This window comes from Streptomyces sp. NPDC005070 (assembly GCF_053600395.1).
In genome coordinates, this window is sequence record NZ_JBSFZS010000003.1 from 89,701 (window position 1) to 109,531 (window position 19,831).

A 19,831-nucleotide genomic window follows, 5' to 3' on the forward strand; every position below is an offset into this window, starting at 1 on the left:
CGCGTGTGAAAGACGTGTCAGGGAAAACTGAGAAACTCATGAATCCCGTCGCCCGCGCGTTACAGGGGCCGCACAAGCGCAGCAGCATTCCCCCGATAGGGTCGGGGACCGTGGCGAACAAGAACATTCCCGACCCCGGCTTCCCCGACGACGACGGCTCCGCCGACCCCCGGCTGAGCGCCGCGCTCGCGGCCTGGTCCGCCGACCGCACAGCCGTACCGCCGGTCCTGGAGGCGCTCACGGGCGCCCGGCTCCTCGTGCCCGTCGTGGCGATGCTCGGTGAGGTCGAGGTGGACGAGAACGGGCTGCGCCGCGAGAAGACCAGCGACATGGCGGTGCCCACGCTCAAGGCCGGGAACCGTACGGCGCTGCCCGCCTTCACCTCGACGGATTCGCTGGCCCGCTGGGATCCCGGGGCCCGCCCCGTCGCCGCACGCCTGAACCAGGTCCTGGAGGCCGCGGCCCACGAGAAGGCCGACACGATCGTGCTGGACCTGGCCGGGCCGGTGTCCTACGAGCTGACGGGTTCCGCCCTGCTGGCGGTCGCCGAGGGGCGTACGACCCCCGATCCGCTCGCCGATCCCGCCGTGGTCGAGGCGGTACGGGCCGCGGTCGCCGCCGAGCCCCTCGTGGCCCGCGCCCATCTCGGCCCCGGTCCGGCGGACGGGACCCTCGCGCTCGTGCTCGACCCGTCGGCCGCCCCCGCCGAGACCGCTCGCGCGGTGGCCGAGCGGCTCGCGGCCGACGAAACACTGAGGGCCCGCCTGGTGCGCGGCCTCGACCTGGCACTGCTGCCGGCCGAGACGACGCCTCCGGGCGAGCCCCTGTACGTCCGCGGATAGGTACGCGAGCGGGTCCGTGTCCGTACGGCGGTCCGTACGGGCACGGGTCAGCCGTAGACGGGCCCCGTGTACTTCTCGCCGGGGCCCTGGCCCGGCTCGTCCGGGACGAGGGACGCCTCGCGGAAGGCGAGCTGGAGGGACTTCAGGCCGTCGCGCAGCGGCGCGGCGTGGAAGGAACTGATCTCGGTCGCGCTCGCGTCGAGCAGTCCGGCGAGCGCGGTGACCAGCTTGCGCGCCTCGTCCAGGTCCTTGTGCTCGTCGCCCTCCTCGGTGAGGCCGAGCTTCACGGCGGCGGCGCTCATCAGGTTCACGGCGACCGTCACGATGACCTCGACCGCGGGGACCTCGGCGATGTCGCGGGTCATGGTGTCGAAGTCGGGGTTCTGGGGAGGGGTGTCACTCATGCCTCACACGATAGGCCCCGGCGCGCGCGGCCCCGTCCACGGGAGCCTTCCGCCCGGTGAGCGGCGGTGAGGAGACCTCCGGTTAGCGCGTACCCGGCGGAACTGCTAACCTTGTGTAACGACCGGCCGGACACGTATGTGCTCGGCCCACAAGTGGAGGCTCCGATCTCCCACCTGACTGTCCTTCGGGACGGCGGGTCATCCGGTCAGGCGACCGCCATCGTTCCGTACGGACGATGGAGTCGTCCGAGTGCGCGCCCCGCGGTAGACCGCGGCGGTGCTCCGGTTGCCATGGAGCCCCGCCTGTGTCCCGTCCGGGGCATTTTTCATGCCCCACGGCGGTTGGTCAAATGTCATCAGAGACATACGCGGCTGTCCGCCAGACCGCCGTGTGGTGCTACCGAGGAGGATCCATCAGCACCGAGCCCCGCATCAACGACCGGATTCGCGTTCCCGAAGTGCGACTTGTCGGTCCCAGCGGCGAGCAGGTCGGGATTGTTCCGCTTGCCAAGGCCCTTGAGCTTGCTCAGGAGTACGACCTCGACCTGGTCGAGGTGGCGGCGAGCGCTCGCCCGCCCGTCTGCAAGCTCATGGACTACGGCAAGTTCAAGTACGAGTCGGCCATGAAGGCCCGTGAGGCGCGCAAGAACCAGGCGCACACGGTCATCAAGGAAATGAAGCTCCGGCCGAAGATCGACCCGCACGACTACGACACCAAAAAGGGTCACGTCGTCCGGTTCCTCAAGCAGGGCGACAAGGTCAAGATCACGATCATGTTCCGTGGTCGCGAGCAGTCCCGGCCGGAGCTCGGCTACCGACTGCTGCAGCGTCTCGCCACGGACGTCGAGGATCTCGGGTTCATCGAGTCGAACCCGAAGCAGGACGGCCGAAACATGATCATGGTTCTCGGTCCGCACAAGAAGAAGACCGAGGCGATGGCCGAGGCCCGTGAGGCTCAGGCGGCTCGCAAGGCGGACGCGAAGGCCAACCCGGGTCGCTCGCAGAACGCCGCCGAAGAGGGTGTGGCCGACGGTGACACCACCGAAGGCGCGCCCGCCGAGGCCGAGTCGACCGAGACCCAGGCCGAGGCGGAGACCCCGGCCGAGGCGTCAGCCGAGGCCTGATCCCAGGGCCCCCGCCCCGGGATGTCAATCGATACATATGACGTTCCACCCGTGCCCGGTCCCGCGACCGGGCACCGGAACGCCACTGACGAGGAGAGAACGGCGCTATGCCGAAGAACAAGTCGCACAGCGGTGCCAGCAAGCGCTTCAAGATCACCGGCTCCGGCAAGGTGCTCCGTGAGCGCGCCGGCAAGCGCCACCTGCTCGAGCACAAGTCGTCCCGCGTGACGCGCCGTCTCACCGGCACCGCCGAGATGGCCCCGGGCGACGCCGCGAAGATCAAGAAGCTTCTCGGCAAGTGACGTACCGGCGCCCAGCGCCGTACGTCTGATCCGGGACCCCATCGATTTCGGGTCGTGTGAGTCCAACCACGGCCCCGCTACAAGGAGTAAAAAGTGGCACGCGTCAAGCGGGCAGTAAACGCCCACAAGAAGCGCCGGGCGATCCTCGAGGCTGCGAAGGGCTACCGCGGTCAGCGTTCGCGCCTGTACCGCAAGGCCAAGGAGCAGGTCACCCACTCGCTGGTCTACAACTACAACGACCGCAAGAAGCGCAAGGGCGACTTCCGTCAGCTCTGGATCCAGCGCATCAACGCTGCGGCCCGCCAGAACGGCATGACGTACAACCGCCTCATCCAGGGTCTGAAGGCCGCCAACATCGAGGTGGACCGCAAGATCCTCGCGGAGCTGGCCGTCAACGACGCCAACGCGTTCGCCGCGCTCGTCGAGGTCGCGCAGAAGGCCCTGCCGTCGGACGTCAACGCGCCGAAGGCCGCGTGACGCTGCGCCGGCTCAGCCGACGTGACTGAAGGACCCGCAGGTCTGCGAACCTGCGGGTCCTTTGTCGCTGACCCCAGGGGCAGTCGTTCGGGTGCGGGCCGTCGGGGGCCGGTCGCGCAGTTCCCCGCGCTTCTGGGCGTGCCGGAGTGGCCCCCGCCGCCGTGCGAGCTGCACAGATACCGAAGGTGAACGAGAACATGCCTCCCGCCAGCCCCGAGCTGATCTCCCCGCGCTCGCCGCGTGTCCTGGCCGCCCGGCGGCTCGCCAGGCGGAACTTCCGGGGCAAGGACCGGCTGTTCCTCGCCGAGGGGCCGCAGTCCGTCCGGGAGGCCGCCGCACACCGCGCCGACGGCACGGCCACCCTCGTGGAGCTGTTCGCCACCGTCGAGGCCGCGGAGCGCTACGCCGACATCATCGGCGGCGCCCGGCAGGCCGGCGCCCGGGTGCACCTCGCCGAAGAGCAGGTCATCGCCGACATCTCGACCACCGTCACCCCGCAGGGCCTCGTCGGGATCTGCCGTTTCCTCGACACCCCCTTCGAGGACATCCTCAAGGCCCGGCCGAGGCTCGTCGCCGTCCTCGCCCACGTCCGCGACCCCGGGAACGCCGGAACCGTGCTGCGCTGCGCGGACGCCGCGGGCGCCGAAGCCGTCGTCCTCACCGACGCCTCCGTCGACCTCTACAACCCCAAGGCCGTACGCGCCTCCGTCGGGTCCCTGTTCCATCTGCCCGTCGCCGTCGGCGTGCCCGTCGAGCAGGCCGTGGCCGGACTCAAGGACGCCGGCGTCCGCATCCTGGCCGCCGACGGCGCCGGGGAGGACGACCTCGACGACGAGCTCGACAAGGGGACCATGGGCGGCCCCACCGCCTGGGTCTTCGGCAACGAGGCCTGGGGGCTTCCGGAGGAGACCCGCGCGCTGGCCGATGCCGTCGTGCGCGTTCCGATCCACGGAAAGGCCGAAAGCCTGAACCTGGCCACGGCCGCGGCCGTATGTCTCTACGCGTCAGCCCGTGCACAGCGCGCCTCCACAGGGTGCCGCTCCGTCACCGGCAGCTAGTAGGGTGACGGGCCCGGGGGCCCTCTGCGCCAGACGAGAGGTGGGGTACGGGGATGAGTGTCGGCACGGGCGGTGCCCATGGCGCGCTGCGAGCGCGAGACGTGCGCGGCACTTCCGCGCCCTGGCACGATGACACCGCGGGAGCCGGTCCCGGCCTCGGCATAGACCCCGACGACCTGCCCGACGGGATCGTCGTCGCCGACGAACACGGCCAGGTCGTCTGTTTCAACGCCGCCGCCGCCCGGATCACCGCGGTCCCCGCAGCCGAGGCCCTCGGCCGCCGGCTCGAAGCGGCCCTCCCGCTGGAGGATCTCGAAGGCCGGCGCTGGTGGCAGCTCACGGACCCCTACGGCGGACTCGCCATCCGCAACGGCCAGCCCGAACGGAACCTCCTGCTCCCCGGCGGCCGCGAGATCCTCGTCTCCGCCCGCTATGTGCGCACCCACCCCACCGGCCCGGTCCGCCGGGTCGTCGTCTGCCTGCGCGACACCGAGGCCCGCCGCCGCACCGAGCGCAGCCACGCCGAGCTGATCGCCACGGTCGCCCACGAACTGCGCTCGCCGCTCACCTCCGTCAAGGGCTTCACCGCGACCCTGCTCGCCAAATGGGAACGCTTCACCGACGACCAGAAGAAACTGATGCTGGAGACCGTCGACGCCGACGCGAACCGCGTCACCCGGCTCATCGCCGAGCTCCTCGACATCTCCCGCATCGACTCCGGCCGCCTCGAAGTGCGCCGCCAGCCCGTCGACATCGGCGCCGCCGTCGGCCGGCACATCCAGGCGTACGTCGCCTCCGGCCAGCCCGCCGACCGCTTCCTGCTGCGTATCGAGCAGCCCCTGCCCGGTCTGTGGGCCGACCCCGACAAGGTCGACCAGGTGCTCAGCAACCTGATCGAAAATGCGGTGCGCCACGGCGAGGGAACCGTCACCATCGACGTGGCACCCTCCACGTCCCCGCGCGAGCGGCCGGACGAGGAGGGCACGGCGAACGCCGTCACGTCGGTCACCGTGAGCGACGAGGGCACCGGAATCCCGGAGGAGTCCATGAACCGCGTCTTCACCCGCTTCTGGCGGGGCAGCAAGCGCGGCGGCACCGGCCTCGGGCTCTACATCGTCAAGGGCATCGTCGAAGCCCACGGCGGCACCATCACGGTCGGCCGCGCCCCCGGCGGGGGCGCCGAGTTCCGATTTACGCTGCCCGTGGGCACCCCGGCGTATCTGCTCTAGCGCCGCAGCGGCCCCCACGGGCGCCTCCGCACGGGATCACCGCGAGGACGCCCCGTCCTGGGCGGACCCTCACCCCCGTTAGACTCGGCCTTTGGCACCTTTGCGTCCACTCATCTGCGGACGATGCGTCTCCGAGTCGATGACGGGGACCCTCAGCCAGCCAACCGGAAGCACGGGAAGAGATGTCGGCACCTAATAAGTCGTACGACCCTGTAGAGGTCGAGGCCTTGAAACCGGAAGAGATCGAGCGCATGCGGGACGAGGCGCTCGCCGCCTTCGCCGCCGCCGGCGACCTCGACGCGCTCCAGGAGGCCAAGGTCGCCCACACCGGCGGCACCTCTCCGCTGGCCCTCGCCAACCGCGAGATCGGCGCACTGCCCCCGCAGGCCAAGGCCGCGGCCGGCAAGCTCGTCGGCCAGGCCCGCGGCGCTGTGAACAAGGCCCTCGCCGGCCGCCAGGCCGAACTGGAGGCCGACCGGGACGCGCGCGTACTGGTCGAGGAGGCGGTGGACGTCACGCTGCCGTACGACCGTGTGCCGTCCGGCGCCCGGCACCCGCTGACCACGATGATGGAGCGGGTCGCGGACGTCTTCGTGTCCATGGGATACGAGGTCGCCGAGGGCCCCGAGGTCGAGGCGGAGTGGTTCAACTTCGACGCCCTGAACTTCGGCCCGGACCACCCGGCCCGGCAGATGCAGGACACCTTCTTCGTCCAGGGCCCCGAAGGCACCCACGGAGACGAGTCCGGTGTCGTGCTGCGCACCCACACCTCGCCGGTGCAGGCCCGCGCCCTGCTCGACCGGGAGCCACCCGTCTACGTCGTGTGCCCCGGCCGCGTCTACCGCACGGACGAGCTCGACGCCACGCACACCCCGGTCTTCCACCAGATCGAGCTGCTGGCCGTCGACGAGGGCCTGACCATGGCCGACCTCAAGGGCACCCTGGACCACATGGTCCAGTCGCTCTTCGGCTCGGACATGAAGACCCGGCTGCGCCCGAACTACTTCCCCTTCACCGAGCCGTCCGCCGAGATGGACATGCTCTGCTACGTCTGCAAGGGCGAGTCCGTCGGCAACCCCGACCGCCCCTGCCGGACCTGCTCCTCCGAGGGCTGGATCGAGCTCGGCGGCTGCGGCATGGTCAACCCGCGGGTGCTCGTCGCCTGTGGCGTCGACCCGGAGAAGTACAGCGGGTTCGCCTTCGGGTTCGGCATCGAGCGGATGCTGATGTTCCGTCACAGCGTTGAAGACATGCGAGACATGGTCGAGGGTGACGTCCGGTTCACCCGGCCGTTCGGGATGGAGATCTGATGCGGGTCCCGCTTTCTTGGCTGCGGGAGTACGTCGACCTGCCGGCGACGGAGACCGGGCGCGACGTCCAGGCCAAGCTCATTTCGGCAGGCCTCGAGGTCGAGAGGGTCGAGCAGCTCGGCGCCGACCTCAAGGGCCCCCTGGTCGTCGGCCAGGTGCTCACCATCGAGGAACTGACGGAGTTCAAGAAGCCGATCCGCTTCTGCACCGTCGACGTCGGCACCGCCAACGGCACCGGTGAGCCCCAGGAGATCGTCTGCGGCGCCCGCAACTTCGCCGTCGGCGACAAGGTCGTCGTCGTGCTGCCCGGCGCGGTGCTGCCCGGCGACTTCGCGATCGCCGCGCGCAAGACGTACGGCAAGACCTCGCACGGCATGATCTGCTCCGGCGACGAGCTGGGCATGGGCGACGACGGTAGCGGCGGCATCATCGTGCTGCCGCCGGAGACCGCCGTCGGCACCGACGCGATCGAGCTGCTCCAGCTCGTCGACGAGGTCCTCGACATCGCCGTCACGCCCGACCGCGGCTACGCCCTGTCGATGCGGGGTGTAGCCCGCGAGGCCGCCATCGCCTACGGCCTGCCGCTGCGCGACCCCGCGCTGCTCGACGTACCGGCCCCGAACGCGTTCGGATACCCGGTCCAGGTCGCCGACCCGATGGGCTGCGACCGTTTCACCGCGCGTACGGTGACCGGCCTCGACCCCGACGCCCGGTCCCCGATCTGGCTGCGCCGCCGGCTCCAGAAGGCCGGCATGCGCCCGGTCTCGCTCGCCGTCGACATCACCAACTACGTGATGCTGGAGCTGGGCCAGCCCCTGCACGCCTACGACCGCAGCCGGGTCGAGGGCACCATCGGCGTGCGCCGGGCCGAGCAGGGCGAGAAGCTCACCACCCTCGACGGCGTCAAGCGCACGCTGGACGCGGGCGACCTGGTGATCACCGACGACCGCGGCCCCATCGGCCTCGCGGGTGTCATGGGCGGCGCCCACACCGAGATCGACGACACCGAGGGCACCACGACCGAGGTCGTCGTCGAGGCCGCGCACTTCGACCCGATCTCCATCGCGCGCACGGCCCGCCGGCACAAGCTGGCCTCCGAGGCGGCCAAGCGCTTCGAGCGCGGCGCCGACCCCGCGGCCACCTCGGCCGCGGCCCAGCGGACCGTCGACCTCCTCGTGCTCCTCGCGGGCGGCACCGCCGACGCCGGGGTCACCGAGGTGATCGCGCCGTCCGCGCCGCACACCATCACCATCCCGGCGAACCACCCGGACAAGGTGGCCGGTGTCGACTACGGCCGCGAGACCGTCGTCCGCCGACTCCAGCAGGTCGGCTGCGACGTCTACGGCCAGGACGAGCTGATCGTCACCGTGCCGTCCTGGCGGCCCGACCTGACGGACCCGAACGACCTCGCGGAAGAGGTCATCCGGCTGGAGGGCTACGAGAACCTGCCTTCCACGCTGCCCAAGCCGCCGGCGGGCCTCGGCCTCACCGACCGGCAGCGGCTGCACCGCCGGGTCGGCCGGGCGCTGGCCGGCGCCGGCTACGTCGAGGCACCGAACTACCCGTTCATCGGCGAGCACGTCTTCGACCAGTTCGGCCTCGCCGACGACGACCCGAAGCGCAAGGTCGTCAAGCTGGTCAACCCGCTCTCCGACGAGGAGCCCGCGCTCCGTACGACGCTGCTGCCGGGCCTGCTGCAGGCCCTCCGCCGCAACGACGGACGCGGCAGCCACGACCTGGCGCTCTTCGAGACCGGTCTGGTCTTCCACCCGCGGGAGGAACTGCGTGTCGCCGGGCGGCTGCCCGTCGACCGCCGTCCCACCGACGAGGAGATCGCGTCCCTGACCGCCGCGCTTCCCGCGCAGCCCCGGCACGCCGCCGTCGTCCTCGCGGGCGCCCGCGAGCAGGCCGGCTGGTGGGGCAAGGGACGCCCGGCCGACTGGGCCGACGCGATCGAGGCCGCGCGCGTCCTGGCCCGCGAGTCGGGGACCGAGCTCCTCGTCCGCTCGGGTCAGTACGGGCCGTGGCACCCGGGCCGCTGCGCCGAGCTCACGGTCGTCGTGGACGGCGCGGAGCAGATCATCGGGTACGCCGGTGAGCTGCACCCCGGCGTCCTGAAGACGCTGGGCCTGCCCGCGCGCACCTGTGCGATGGAGCTGGACCTGGACGCGCTGGAGCGGGCGAGCTCGGGCCACCCCAAGGGCCCGAAGATCTCGACCTTCCCGGTCGCCACGCAGGACGTCGCCCTCGTCGTCGACAAGAGCGTCCCGCACGCGGACGTCGAGGCGGCTCTGCACGAGGGCGCGGGTGAACTCCTCGAGTCCATCCGGCTGTTCGACGAGTACGAGAGCGCCCAGCTCGGCGAGGACAAGAAGTCCCTCGCCTACGCGCTCCGGTTCCGTGCCGCCGACCGCACACTGACCGTCGACGAGGCCTCCGCGGCCCGCGACGCGGCGGTGGCGCTCGCCGCGGAGCGCACGGGCGCCGTGCTGCGCGGAGCCTGACGGCTCCACGGGGTTGCGCCGGGGAACCGTGCGCCGTGTGCGCGGACCATTCCGCGACCGGGGCGCACGGTTCCCCGCTCCCGTTTTCGGGGGTTCCCAGGCCCCTGTGCGGGGTTGGCCCGGCCCCTGCCTGCATAAATGCGGCTGTCCGAAGACACCTCACTCATTTGGGTGACATGTCCGGGTGCCCCTGCCCGGCCGGGTCGGCGCTCGACAGAATCGGAGCGGTCTCTCCGAGGCCGTCTGCGCCGTCAGTGCCTATTGGGGGGCCAATCGGCATGATCCGTAACAAGGCTGGGGCTCCCCGCAGGGCGACGCTCCAGACGCATTCGCGGAACCCGGCCGGAGCGGTCCTCGCACCGCGTCGTTGCCGTGACCGGCTGAGGGCCGGATTCGACCGGGCGGTACGCGGTCGCAGATCCCGCCCCGGATCCCTCCGCGAGGACCACGGAAGCGGCCTCCTCGGCCACCGGGTCCCGCGCACCGCCGACCGCCCGCCGCTGCGCCGGGCGGTGAACCTGGGGCTGCCCGCGGTCTGGGGCGCGCTGGCGATCTCGTACAAGATGGCCTGTCCGCTCGCGCAGGAGAACGGGCTCGGTGCCCGCGTCGTCACCAGCGCCGTCTTCTTCGCGGTCGGAGCCGGTCTGATAGTCCACGTCAGAAGAGCGCTGCTGCGCGAACTCCGGCAGATCCGCAGAATCGCGGGAGCCGCGCAGAACGTCCTGCTGCGCCCGCTGCCGCCGCGCATCGACGGACTGGACATCGCCGCGGCCCAGCTCTCCGCGGATCACGGCGCGAGCATCGGCGGCGATCTGTACGAGGCGATCGCCACCGAGCACGGCGTGCGGGTCGTGATGGGGGACGTCCGCGGCCACGGACTGGGGGCCATCGGCACGGTCGCCGCCGTCCTCGGCAGCTTCCGCGAGGCCGCGCACGACGAACCCGAACTCGGCGGTGTCCTCAGAAGACTCGAGCGGGCGCTGGCCCGGCACCTGCGCGAGCGGGACCGGGCCGAACACGCCTTCGGCGGGCCCGAGTCCGACCACCACGCCGCCGAGGAGTTCGTCACCGTCCTGCTCCTCGAGATCCGCGGGGACGGCGAGGTGCACGCCCTCAACTGCGGCCACCCCTGGCCTTATCTGCTGACCCGGGGCCGTGTCCGGCCGTTCGTGCACGCCGAACCGCTGCCCCCGCTCGGGCCGTTCCCGCTGCCCGCCTGCCTGCCGGCCGAATCCTGCGGCCGGCTCCGGCCCGGCGAGGGGCTCTTCCTGCACACCGACGGCGCCGAGGACGCGCGGGACGCCCGGGGCCGGTTCTTCCCGCTGCTCCCGGCGCTCGCGGCGGCCGTCCGCGACGGGCCCGTCGAACCGCAGGCCGTGCTGCGCGCGGTGTTCACCGGCCTGCTGCGCCACACCGGCGGACGGCCCGACGACGACGTGGCCCTCCTGGTCCTGCACAACGACCGCCGCCCCTTCGCCCTGAACCACGGCCGTGTCTCCCAGCACGTGCCCCGCTAGGCCGTGTCCGCACCGTCGCGCCTGCCCGGTCGATCCGGAGACGACCGGCCACGGGACCCACTCCCGGACGTCCGGAGTCCCGCGGCCGACCCGGCCGGACCGGCTCTGCCGTCCGCCCGGCCACGGAGTGTCGGGCAGGCGGCCGGGCGGACGGCGCGGAGCGGGCCGCCGTACTGTACGAGGGGGAGCCGGCGGCCCGGCCGGCCTCTTGCGAGGCATTTCAGTCAACCGGTGCGAAACTCTCCGCGACAGCGAGCGCACAGCGCGGATACGGGCATTCCCATCACACCCCGTGTGAAAGAGGACGCACTACTCTCTCTGGTGCGGTCGGGGCGGTCGCCCGGCCGGCGCCGTCGGCAACGAGCCACTCGGGGGGCCTTCCATGCAGCCCAACACTCTGCTCGACGCGATCCTCGACGAGGCGGGGATCTCGCACGCGGGACTCGCGGCCCATGTCAACCAGGCGGGCCGGGCCCGTGGTCTGGCCCTGCGCTACGAACACACCGCCGTGGCACGGTGGCTGAAGGGCCAGCGACCGCGCGGACAGGTGCCCGACCTGATCTGCGAGGTGCTCGCGGGACGGCTGCACCGGCCCGTCACGCTCGACGACATCGGCCTCGGGGTCCCCGGCGAGCCCTCCACCCCGCACGCCGGCTCGCTCTCCGGCTTCGTCGAACGCGCCACCGCCCTGTGGCGCTCCGACGAACAGCAGCGCCCGCACATCCTCGGCGCCCAGGCTGTCACCGGAACCCCCGCCGTGATGCCCGTGTGGGAGTGGGAGAACCCGCCCGAGGACGTGGACGTCTCGCGCGGCGGCCGCCACCAGGTCAGCATGGCCGACATCGAGATGCTGCGCGCGGCACGGGCCCACTACGAGCAGATGTACCGCAAGGCCGGGGGCATGGCGACCCGCACCCGCATCGTCGGCTTCCTCAACTCCGAGACCGCGCCCCTGCTGCGCGGCAGCTACACCGACGCCACCGGGCGTCAACTCCACCGTGCGACAGGCGGGTTGGTGGCCATCGCGGGCATCTGCGCCTACGACTCCGACGCGCACGGACTAGCCCAGCGCTACTTCCACCAGGCGCTGCGCCTGGCGAAGGCCAGCGGGGACAGGGGACTCGGCGCCTACGTCATAGCCCTGCTGGTCAACCAGTCGCTGTTCATGCGCGAGTACCGGCAGGCGGTCGCCTTCGCCGAGGCCGCGCTGCGCGCCGCGGGACGCCACATCACGCCGGCGCTCGCCTCCGACCTCTACGCCATGCAGGCGAAGGCGTACGCACACCTCGGCGACGGCAGCAGCGCACTGTCCTGCATACGGCGTGCCGAGCAGGCCGCCGAGCGCATCCGGCGCGGTTACGAGCCCGACGAGACCGGCTATGTCCAGCCGGGACTGGTCAACGTACAGGTGGCGGAGGCGCTGCTCAGCCTCGGCGACCTGGTGGCCGCCGCGGAGCACGCCGCGGCCGCCGTCGACAATCCGGCGCACGACCGGGGGCGGGTGCACCGGCTGGCCATGCTCAGCCAGATCGAACTGCGCCAGGGCAACGCCGACAAGGCGGTGGCGACGGCCGTCCAAATGGCGGAGCAGGCACGGGGAATGGAGTCCCAGCGGCTGCGCGACAGACTGCGCGCGGTACGCGAACACCTGGTGCGCAGCGGCTGCGCGGGTACGACCGAGGCCGCTGAACTCATCGACGGCGCACTGCGCGTACCGCTGTAGGGAGCGGCCCGGCACATCCCTTCGTTCACCGCCACCGTGCTGCGTCCCGACCCCAGTGAGCCCTGCTGTCGGGACGCGGGTGCTGCGATATTGCCTTCACTCGGCGGAAGGTGGCAGAACCGTGCAGTGGACGAAACAGAACGAACAAACTGTGTATGAAAACCGCTGGTTCAGCGTCAATCTCGCAGATGTGGAGCTGCCGGACGGGCGGCACCTCGATCACTTCCTGATACGGCTGCGGCCCGTCGCCGTGGCCACGGTGGTGAACGAGGCCAACGAGGTGCTGCTGCTGTGGCGGCACCGCTTCATCACCGACAGCTGGGGATGGGAGCTGCCGGCGGGCGTCGTGGAGGACGGCGAGGACATCGCCGTGGCGGCGGCCCGCGAACTGGAGGAGGAGACCGGGTGGCGGCCGGGACCCCTGCGGCATCTGATGAGTGTCGAGCCCTCCAACGGGCTCACCGACGCCCGGCATCACATCTACTGGGCCGACGAGGGCGCGTACATCGGACACCCCGTGGACGACTTCGAGTCGGACCGCCGGGAATGGGTTCCCCTCAAACTCGTTCCCGACATGGTCGCCCGCGGTGAGGTCCCGGCCGCCAACATGGCGGCCGCACTGCTGCTCCTGCACCATCTCAGGCTCGGACAGGACGTGTTGCCCTGATCGGCCCCCGGCGTCCCGGACCCTAGTGGCCGAGAGCCTGCCAGACCGCGACGGCCAGGGCGCCCAGGGCCGCGACGGCGGCGACGGTGGGCAGTGGCCAGCGGGTGTGTTCGAGCGCGACGATCCGTGTGCTCAGGTCATCGAGATCCTTGGCCGTCTGGTCGTCGCGCTGGGTGAGCAGCGCCAGTCCTCCCTCGATGCGGGTGAACCCCACTTCGAGCGACCGGCGTAACTCCGCGATCTCCTTCGGTGCCGCGGGATGCTCGGGGTCGGCGGTTACGAGTCCGCTCCTTTCCGTGGTCGGCACATCCCTGTGTCTGCGCACGGAAAGTCAACTCGCGTGGTGGACGCGTGGGGAGAGTGTGCGCCGGGCATATGCGAGCCCGGTGCGCACACGGCGTGTGAACAGCGCGGGCCCGGCACCGCAAAGGGTGCCGGGCCCGCGCGAACTCCGCGAAGCGGAGCGGGTGTTCAGCCGGTGGTCGGCAGGTCAGCCGTAGGTGTAGAACCCGGAACCGGACTTGCGGCCGAGGCGGCCCGCGTCGACCATGCGCTGGAGCAGCGGGGGAGCGGCGTACAGCGGCTCCTTGTACTCCTCGTACATCGAGAACGCGACCGAGGCCACCGTGTCGAGACCGATCAGGTCGGACAGTTTGAGCGGGCCCATCGGGTGGGCGCAGCCCATCTCCATGCCGTTGTCGATGTCCTCGCGGCTCGCGATCCCCGACTCGAACATCCGGATCGCGGACAGGAGATACGGGATCAGCAGCGCGTTGACGACGAAGCCCGAGCGGTCCTGGGCGCGGATCGCGTGCTTGCCGAGTGCCTTCTCGGCGAAGAGCTGGGCGCGGCCGATGGTGCCCTCGGAGGTGGTCAGCGCCGGGATCAGCTCCACGAGCTGCTGCACCGGGGCCGGGTTGAAGAAGTGGATGCCGATGACCTGGTCGGGACGCGAGGTCGCGACGGCCAGCTTCACCAGCGGGATCGAGGAGGTGTTGGAGGCCAGGATCGCGTCCGGCCTGGTCACCACCTGATCCAGCACCTGGAAGATCTCGGTCTTCACCTGCTCGTTCTCGACGACAGCCTCGATCACCAGGTCGCGGTCGGCGAACTCGCCGAGGTCCGTGGTGAAGCTCAGCCGGTCCTGGGTGGCCTTGAGCTCGTCCGCGGAGATCTTTCCGCGCTCGGCCGCCTTGGAGAGGGAGGAGAAGAGCCGGGTCCGGCCGATCTCCAGGGCTTCGCCGGTGGTCTCGGCGACCTTCACGTCCAGTCCGGCGCGGGCGCACACCTCGGCAATGCCCGCTCCCATCTGGCCGCAGCCCACCACTCCGACGCGTTCGATGTCGGTCACATCGTCCCCTTCGCTGATCCGCACTGCCTGGCAGGTCGTCCGTTGTTCGGTCCCTGCTCCGAACGTGCACGTTACTCCCAAGTATCGATGATCGATCGTCGGGGTGGTGCATGCTGTGTCCCGATACGGCACGTAACCGGACGGATTCGCGACGTAAGGGGTACGGATATGGGGCGATTGCCACGCCGGGCGTTCGCGGCGGCCGCGCTCGCGACACTGTCGGGGCTCGGTACGGCGGGGGACGCGGCGGCCGCCCAGGCCACGGCCGCACCGCGGGGCGCGACGGCCCCGGCCGCCATGCGGGGCATGTGGCTCGCGACCGCCTCGAACCGCGACTGGCCCTCCCGTACCGGCCTGAGCCCCGCACGCCAGCGCGCCGAACTTCTCGGCCACCTGGACACGGCGGTACGTCTGCGCCTGAACACCGTGATCCTCCAGGTCCGTCCCGCCGCCGATGCCCTGTGGCCCTCGCCGTACGAGCCGTGGTCCCGGTACCTGACCGGCGTCCAGGGCAAGGATCCCGGCTGGGACCCGCTGGGCACCGCCGTGCGCGAGGCCCACGCGCGCGGTCTGGAGCTGCACGCCTGGTTCAACCCGTACCGCGTCTCGGGACAGCCGGACCCCCGGCTGCTCGCGCCCTCGCACCCCGCGCGTCTCCACCCGGACTGGACCGTGCGGTACGGCGGGAAGCTCTACTACAACCCAGGGCTGCCCCCGGTCCGCACGTTCGTCCGGGCCGCGATGCTCGACGCGGTGCGCCGGTATCCCGTCGACGGCGTGCACTGGGACGACTACTTCTATCCGTACCCGGTGCGGGGCGAGCGCTTCGACGACGACGTGGCGTACGCCGGACACGGGGCGGGCTTCCCGGACAGGGCGGCCTGGCGGCGCCACAACGTCGACCTGCTGGTGCAGGAGATGGCGGAGGGCATCAGGAAGGTCCGGCCCGGGGTGCGCTTCGGCATCAGCCCCTTCGGCGTCTGGCGGAACGCCTCGACCGACCCGCTCGGCTCACCGACCCGGGCCGGCATCGAGACGTACGACGACCTGTACGCCGACACCAGGAAGTGGGTCGCGCGGCGCTGGGTCGACTACATCTGCCCCCAGCTCTACTGGAACATCGGCTTCGCCGCCGCCGACTACGCGAAGCTGCTGCCCTGGTGGGCGCGGGTCACCCGCGGCACGGGCGTCCAGCTCTACGCGGGCGAGGCGCTGTACAAGGCGGGCGACCCGGCCCAGCCCGCGGCCTGGCAGGACCCGGCCGAACTCTCCCGCCATCTCGCCCTCGCCCGCCGTCACGCCGAAGTGCGCGGGCATGTGTTCTTCTCGGCCTCGGAGGCCGACGCCGACCGGATCGGCGCGATGGCACGGGTCGTCGCCGACCACTACCGGCAGCCGGCGAAACCCCCGCGCTGAGCGTCCGCCGGCCTCCCGGCGTTCGTCCCGGTCGTCCTACTGCGGCGGCATCTCCCGGTGACGGATCTCGGAGTCGGGGCCCGGCGAGCACACCGCCTCGTGACCGTCCTCGAACCGCACTCGGTAGGGGGGAGAGCCTTCCGCTCCCATGACCTCGGTGATCTCCGCGACCTTGTCGTGTTGGCCGACGGTCCGGCCGTGCTGCACCAGCTTGTCGCCCTTGGTTGCGTGCATCTGAACGGTCTCCTCGCCTGTACGGGAGCAACGGTTCGTGGCCTTGGGTCCAAGGCCCGGGGGGCGCGGCGCGGCCCGTACGCGTGGGTCAGCCCCGTGCCCGCTGGGTCAGAGCGATGCAGACGAGGACGGCGGCCGCCGTCAGGGGTGCCGCCGGGGTGAGCCGCTCGCCCAGAAGCAGTACCGACCACACCAGTGTGAGCAGCGGCTGGGCGAGCTGCAACTGGCTGGCCTTGGGAATCCCGATCGACGCCATCCCCCGGTACCAGACGACCAGGCCGAGGAACTGCGAACCGACCGCGACCCACAGCAGCCCGGTCACGCTGTGCGCCGTGAGGTGTACCGGTTCGGACGACAGCGCCACCAGCGCGCCCGGAACGCTGAGCGGCAGGCACAGGATCAGGGCCCAGCCGATGACCTGCCAGCCCGGCATCACCCGGGCCAGCCGGCCGCCCTCGGTGTAGCCGGCCGCGCAGATCAGCAGGGCCCCGAAGAGATAGGCGTCCGCGCCGGTCAGGGCGCCGCCGCTCTGCTGCACGGTGAACGCGATCACGGCCGCCGCGCCCGCGCAGGCCGCCAGCCAGAACGTCCGTGACGGCCGCGCGCCGGTGCGCAGTGCCGAGAACAGCGCCGTCGTGAGTGGCAGCAGCCCGACGACGACGGCCGCGTGGGCGGTGGTCGACGTCCGCAGCGCGAGCGTCGTCAGGAGCGGGAAGCCGAGGACGACCCCGGCGGCGACGACGGCGAGGCCCGCCAGATGCCGCCGGTCGGGCCGGGGGACCCGCAGCGCGAGCAGACAGCCGCCCGCGACGACCGCCGCGAGGACGCAGCGCACGGTCACCAGCGACCAGGGGCCGAAGCCCTCCAGGCCCCAGGCGGTCGCGGGGAAGGTGAGGGAGAAGGCGGTGACACCCAGGGCCGCCTGAACGGTGCCCGAGCGGCGGTCCGCCGAAGCGGGGCTCCGGGGCGGGACGGAGGCCGGGGCCTCGACGTCGGTGCCGACCGCTATCCCCGTCCGGTCGATAGCGCTACTCTGTGCTCTCATGCAAGAGCGTAGCAGTGTGGGCGATCTCGCGGAACGGCTACGACAGGAGCTGAACCGCTACTCTCCAGGTGGAAAGCTGCCGTCCAGCCGGGCACTCGTCGAGCGGTTCCGCGTGAGCCCGGTGACCGTGTCACGGGCGCTGGCACAGCTCGCCGCCGAGGGACTCGTGGTCACCCGGCCCGGCGCGGGCGCCTTCAAGGCCAGACCCCGGCCCGCCCTCGCCTCCACCGGGGACACCTCCTGGCAGGAGGTCGCGCTCAGCGCGGACACCTCTGCCGAGTCCGTCCCGCGCACCGTGGACGCCTCCGGCGTTCTCGTCTCGCTCGCCGCGCCGGCACCCGGTGTCGTCGAGTTCAACGGCGGCTATCTGCACCCCTCGCTCCAGCCGGAGCGGGCGATGGGCGCGGCCCTGTCCCGGGCCGGCCGCCGCCCCGGTGCCTGGTCCCGGCCGCCCATGGAGGGACTGCCCGAACTGCGCGAGTGGTTCGCGCGCGGCATCGGCGGGGCGATCGGCGCCGCCGATGTGCTGGTCGCGGCCGGCGGCCAGACCGCCCTGACGACCACCCTGCGCGCGCTCGCGCCGCCCGGCGCCCCGGTCCTGGTCGAGTCGCCCACGTATCCGGGCATGCTGGCCATCGCCCGCGCCGCGGGTCTGCGCCCCGTGCCGGTCCCGGTGGACCCCGACGGGGTGAAACCCGAGCTCCTGGCCGACGCCTTCAAGGCCACCGGCGCCCGGGTCTTCGTCTGCCAGCCGCTGTTCCAGAATCCGACCGGCGCCGTGCTCGCGCCCGAGCGGCGCGGCGAGGTGCTGCGCATCGCGCGGGAGGCCGGGGCCTTCGTCGTCGAGGACGACTTCGTACGCCGCCTGGTGCACGAGGACGCGGGCCCGCTGCCGCGTCCGCTGGCCGCCGAGGACCCGGACGGCGTCGTGGTGCACGTCGGCTCCCTCACGAAGGCGACCTCGCCGAGCTTCCGGGTCAGCGCCCTGGCGGCACGCGGTCCGGTGCTGGAGCGGCTGCGCGCCATCCAGGTCGTCGACACCTTCTTCGTGCCGCGCCCGCTCCAGGAGGCCGCGCTCGAACTCGTCGGCTCACCGGCCTGGCCGCGTCATCTGCGTACAGTTTCGGCCGAGTTGAAGGCCCGTCGGGACACCATGACCGCCGCTCTGCGGCTCCGCCTCCCCGAACTCGCCCTGCCCCACATCCCGTTCGGCGGCTACCACCTGTGGGCGCGGCTCCCCGACGGCACCGACGAGTCCGCGCTCGTCGCCGCCGCCCTTCGCGCGGGGGTGGCCGTGACCCCCGGCCGCCCCTACTACAGCGCCGAACCCCCGGCCGCCCAGATCCGGTTGAGCTTCGCGGCGGTGGCGGGGACGGAGGAGATCACGGAGGGCGTACGGCGACTGGCGGCGGCGTACGACGAGGTACGGACCTGAGCGGACGCGACCCGACTCCGCGCTCGGGGGGACCGCGGGGCCGCGTCGGCGGGAGATCCCGATCCCGGGCGCCCGCACAGCGGACGCACAGACCACTGGCTGATGTTCTGTGCATATTCGGATACTCAACGTGACACCCTTGACCTGCGGAGGCGGGCGCTCCACGATCTGCGCATGCATCTTCGGGTCACGTTCGTCGCCGCAGCGCGAAGCTCCGCGCTGCTGGCGGAGCGCTTCGAGGACGACCGGCCGCTGGACCAGGCGGGGTGGGAGGAAGCCCAGCGTGCCGCCGCCGGGCTGCTGCCGCTGGCGGCGGCGGAGCTGCGCTACTGCGCTCCGACACCCCGCAGCCGGGCCACCGGTGACGTCCTCGGCTACGCCCCGCTGGTCCAGCTCGCGCTGCGTGACTGCGACATGGGCCGCTGGCGGGGCTTCACCCTGGGCGAGGCCATGGCCCGTGAGCCCGAGGCCGTGGACTCCTGGCTCTCCGATCCACGCTCCACACCCCACGGCGGTGAGAGCCTGCTGACCTTCATCGCCCGGGTCGGGGCCTGGCTCGACACCCGGCCGGGGGAGGACGGCGGAAGCATCGTCGCGGTGGCCGAGCCGTCGGTGGTGCGGGCCGCGCTGGTCTACGCGCTGAAGGCGCCGCCCTCGACGTACTGGAACATCGATGTCCGTCCCCTGTCGGCGATCACCGTGACGGGCCGGGCGGGCCGCTGGAATCTGCGCGTCGACGGGGCGCCCGCTCAGGTCGGGCGCGTGTAGCCGGTGGTCAGCACCAGGTCCTTCGTGGGGCCCCGCACCCGCCAGACGGACCGCCAGTGGTTCTCGTCCCGCACGGTGAACTCGCCCCGGTAGAGATCCGCCGCGCACGGATGGTCGGCGACGTACCGCCCGCCCGTCAGGTCCAGGTCGTGGAACGGGCGGCCGTCGGAGAACCGTACGAGAGCGGTCCCGCGGGTGGGGCCCGGCAGGAACCGCAGCGTCCGCTCGGCGGGCCGCGCGACGCCCTGCCACGTGAACGCGCCCGACTCCCGGTGCAGCAGCCCGCCGTCGTCCAGCGGCCCGAAAACCGTCGTGCCGGTGAAGCGGCCCTCGGCGTCGCTCGCGAGGTCCCGTACGGTGCGCTCGACCCGCCAGCTTCCGGCCAGGTACGTCAGCACGTCCTCGACCGGCCAGAACTCGCCCAT

Annotated in this window: 20 protein-coding genes; 14 read left to right on the top strand and 6 right to left on the bottom strand. The window is 71.9% G+C overall.

Annotation, left to right across the window (positions count from 1 at the left end):
• The first annotated feature begins 110 nt into the window (after positions 1-110).
• Entirely contained in the window at positions 111-842 is a 732-nt protein-coding gene (locus ACWEBX_RS01915; protein WP_451882949.1) for an SseB family protein, read from the top strand.
• Positions 843-889: 47 nt separating this feature from the next.
• Here ACWEBX_RS01915 and ACWEBX_RS01920 read toward each other — a convergent pair whose 3' ends face one another.
• On the bottom strand, positions 890-1,246 hold the full coding sequence (locus ACWEBX_RS01920; protein ID WP_037628367.1) for a DUF1844 domain-containing protein: 357 nt from the start codon (positions 1,244-1,246) through the stop codon (positions 890-892).
• Between the two features lie 389 nt (positions 1,247-1,635).
• Between ACWEBX_RS01920 and infC the strand changes: the two genes are divergently transcribed.
• From infC to ACWEBX_RS01970, 10 genes are all read left to right on the top strand, one after another.
• Entirely contained in the window at positions 1,636-2,370 is a 735-nt protein-coding gene (gene infC / locus ACWEBX_RS01925) for a translation initiation factor IF-3 (RefSeq protein WP_451883005.1), read from the top strand.
• Positions 2,371-2,477: 107 nt separating this feature from the next.
• Positions 2,478-2,672: a 50S ribosomal protein L35 gene (gene rpmI, locus ACWEBX_RS01930; RefSeq protein WP_006374321.1), complete on the top strand. Its 195-nt coding sequence runs from the start codon at positions 2,478-2,480 to the stop codon at positions 2,670-2,672.
• A gap of 93 nt (positions 2,673-2,765) precedes the next feature.
• The gene (gene rplT / locus ACWEBX_RS01935; protein ID WP_007457565.1) at positions 2,766-3,149 is read left to right on the top strand and encodes a 50S ribosomal protein L20; all 384 of its coding nucleotides are present in this window, start codon (positions 2,766-2,768) and stop codon (positions 3,147-3,149) included.
• Between the two features lie 197 nt (positions 3,150-3,346).
• The gene (locus tag ACWEBX_RS01940) at positions 3,347-4,207 is read left to right on the top strand and encodes a TrmH family RNA methyltransferase (protein ID WP_451882950.1); all 861 of its coding nucleotides are present in this window, start codon (positions 3,347-3,349) and stop codon (positions 4,205-4,207) included.
• Positions 4,208-4,260: 53 nt separating this feature from the next.
• Positions 4,261-5,436 carry an ATP-binding protein gene (locus tag ACWEBX_RS01945; RefSeq protein ID WP_451882951.1) on the top strand — a complete coding sequence of 392 codons (1,176 nt, stop codon included), beginning with the start codon at positions 4,261-4,263 and terminating at the stop codon, positions 5,434-5,436.
• Positions 5,437-5,618: 182 nt separating this feature from the next.
• Entirely contained in the window at positions 5,619-6,746 is a 1,128-nt protein-coding gene (gene pheS / locus ACWEBX_RS01950) for a phenylalanine--tRNA ligase subunit alpha (RefSeq protein WP_451882952.1), read from the top strand.
• Positions 6,746-9,250, top strand: a complete 2,505-nt coding sequence (gene pheT, locus ACWEBX_RS01955; protein ID WP_451882953.1) for a phenylalanine--tRNA ligase subunit beta — start codon at positions 6,746-6,748, stop codon at positions 9,248-9,250. The genes pheS and pheT overlap by 1 nt, the downstream gene beginning before the upstream one ends.
• A 278-nt stretch (positions 9,251-9,528) precedes the next feature.
• Positions 9,529-10,767: a PP2C family protein-serine/threonine phosphatase gene (locus tag ACWEBX_RS01960; RefSeq protein WP_451882954.1), complete on the top strand. Its 1,239-nt coding sequence runs from the start codon at positions 9,529-9,531 to the stop codon at positions 10,765-10,767.
• Between the two features lie 382 nt (positions 10,768-11,149).
• Positions 11,150-12,490 (top strand): transcriptional regulator, encoded by a 1,341-nt coding sequence (locus ACWEBX_RS01965; RefSeq protein ID WP_451882955.1) that lies wholly within the window; start codon positions 11,150-11,152, stop codon positions 12,488-12,490.
• 121 nt (positions 12,491-12,611) lie between these two features.
• Positions 12,612-13,157, top strand: coding sequence for an NUDIX hydrolase (locus ACWEBX_RS01970; protein WP_339128267.1), 546 nt, complete (start codon positions 12,612-12,614; stop codon positions 13,155-13,157).
• Between the two features lie 22 nt (positions 13,158-13,179).
• Here ACWEBX_RS01970 and ACWEBX_RS01975 read toward each other — a convergent pair whose 3' ends face one another.
• Positions 13,180-13,464, bottom strand: coding sequence for a hypothetical protein (locus tag ACWEBX_RS01975; protein WP_451882956.1), 285 nt, complete (start codon positions 13,462-13,464; stop codon positions 13,180-13,182).
• A gap of 183 nt (positions 13,465-13,647) precedes the next feature.
• On the bottom strand, positions 13,648-14,508 hold the full coding sequence (locus tag ACWEBX_RS01980; RefSeq protein ID WP_355774093.1) for a 3-hydroxybutyryl-CoA dehydrogenase: 861 nt from the start codon (positions 14,506-14,508) through the stop codon (positions 13,648-13,650).
• A 168-nt stretch (positions 14,509-14,676) separates the two neighbouring features.
• Here ACWEBX_RS01980 and ACWEBX_RS01985 point away from each other — a divergent pair, with 168 nt between their 5' ends.
• The gene (locus tag ACWEBX_RS01985) at positions 14,677-15,924 is read left to right on the top strand and encodes a glycoside hydrolase family 10 protein (RefSeq protein ID WP_451882957.1); all 1,248 of its coding nucleotides are present in this window, start codon (positions 14,677-14,679) and stop codon (positions 15,922-15,924) included.
• A gap of 36 nt (positions 15,925-15,960) precedes the next feature.
• Here ACWEBX_RS01985 and ACWEBX_RS01990 read toward each other — a convergent pair whose 3' ends face one another.
• Entirely contained in the window at positions 15,961-16,158 is a 198-nt protein-coding gene (locus ACWEBX_RS01990; protein ID WP_355774087.1) for a DUF1918 domain-containing protein, read from the bottom strand.
• A gap of 88 nt (positions 16,159-16,246) precedes the next feature.
• Positions 16,247-17,203, bottom strand: coding sequence for a DMT family transporter (locus tag ACWEBX_RS01995; RefSeq protein WP_451882958.1), 957 nt, complete (start codon positions 17,201-17,203; stop codon positions 16,247-16,249).
• Here ACWEBX_RS01995 and ACWEBX_RS02000 point away from each other — a divergent pair.
• Both ACWEBX_RS02000 and ACWEBX_RS02005 read left to right on the top strand, forming a co-directional pair.
• Positions 17,202-18,638, top strand: a complete 1,437-nt coding sequence (locus ACWEBX_RS02000) for an aminotransferase-like domain-containing protein (protein ID WP_451882959.1) — start codon at positions 17,202-17,204, stop codon at positions 18,636-18,638. The genes ACWEBX_RS01995 and ACWEBX_RS02000 overlap by 2 nt on opposite strands.
• Positions 18,639-18,812: 174 nt before the next feature.
• Positions 18,813-19,406, top strand: a complete 594-nt coding sequence (locus ACWEBX_RS02005; protein ID WP_355774079.1) for a histidine phosphatase family protein — start codon at positions 18,813-18,815, stop codon at positions 19,404-19,406.
• Here the strand turns inward: ACWEBX_RS02005 and ACWEBX_RS02010 are convergent.
• A complete protein-coding gene (locus ACWEBX_RS02010; protein WP_451882960.1) occupies positions 19,388-19,831 on the bottom strand; it encodes a DUF6314 family protein in 444 nt (147 codons plus the stop codon). The genes ACWEBX_RS02005 and ACWEBX_RS02010 overlap by 19 nt on opposite strands.

What these genes read in the sequence shown, in the direction of transcription:
- pheT (WP_451882953.1), top strand. Translation starts at nt 6,746, where the DNA reads ATGCGGGTCCCGCTTTCTTGGCTGCGGGAGTACGTCGACCTGCCGGCG.
- ACWEBX_RS01940 (WP_451882950.1), top strand. Translation starts at nt 3,347, where the DNA reads ATGCCTCCCGCCAGCCCCGAGCTGATCTCCCCGCGCTCGCCGCGTGTC.
- ACWEBX_RS01945 (WP_451882951.1), top strand. Translation starts at nt 4,261, where the DNA reads ATGAGTGTCGGCACGGGCGGTGCCCATGGCGCGCTGCGAGCGCGAGAC.
- ACWEBX_RS01920 (WP_037628367.1), bottom strand. Translation starts at nt 1,246, where the DNA reads ATGAGTGACACCCCTCCCCAGAACCCCGACTTCGACACCATGACCCGC.
- ACWEBX_RS01995 (WP_451882958.1), bottom strand. Translation starts at nt 17,203, where the DNA reads ATGAGAGCACAGAGTAGCGCTATCGACCGGACGGGGATAGCGGTCGGC.
- ACWEBX_RS01985 (WP_451882957.1), top strand. Translation starts at nt 14,677, where the DNA reads ATGGGGCGATTGCCACGCCGGGCGTTCGCGGCGGCCGCGCTCGCGACA.
- ACWEBX_RS02005 (WP_355774079.1), top strand. Translation starts at nt 18,813, where the DNA reads ATGCATCTTCGGGTCACGTTCGTCGCCGCAGCGCGAAGCTCCGCGCTG.
- pheS (WP_451882952.1), top strand. Translation starts at nt 5,619, where the DNA reads ATGTCGGCACCTAATAAGTCGTACGACCCTGTAGAGGTCGAGGCCTTG.
- ACWEBX_RS01960 (WP_451882954.1), top strand. Translation starts at nt 9,529, where the DNA reads ATGATCCGTAACAAGGCTGGGGCTCCCCGCAGGGCGACGCTCCAGACG.
- ACWEBX_RS01990 (WP_355774087.1), bottom strand. Translation starts at nt 16,158, where the DNA reads ATGCACGCAACCAAGGGCGACAAGCTGGTGCAGCACGGCCGGACCGTC.
- ACWEBX_RS01965 (WP_451882955.1), top strand. Translation starts at nt 11,150, where the DNA reads ATGCAGCCCAACACTCTGCTCGACGCGATCCTCGACGAGGCGGGGATC.
- ACWEBX_RS02010 (WP_451882960.1), bottom strand. Translation starts at nt 19,831, where the DNA reads ATGGGCGAGTTCTGGCCGGTCGAGGACGTGCTGACGTACCTGGCCGGA.
- ACWEBX_RS02000 (WP_451882959.1), top strand. Translation starts at nt 17,202, where the DNA reads ATGCAAGAGCGTAGCAGTGTGGGCGATCTCGCGGAACGGCTACGACAG.
- rpmI (WP_006374321.1), top strand. Translation starts at nt 2,478, where the DNA reads ATGCCGAAGAACAAGTCGCACAGCGGTGCCAGCAAGCGCTTCAAGATC.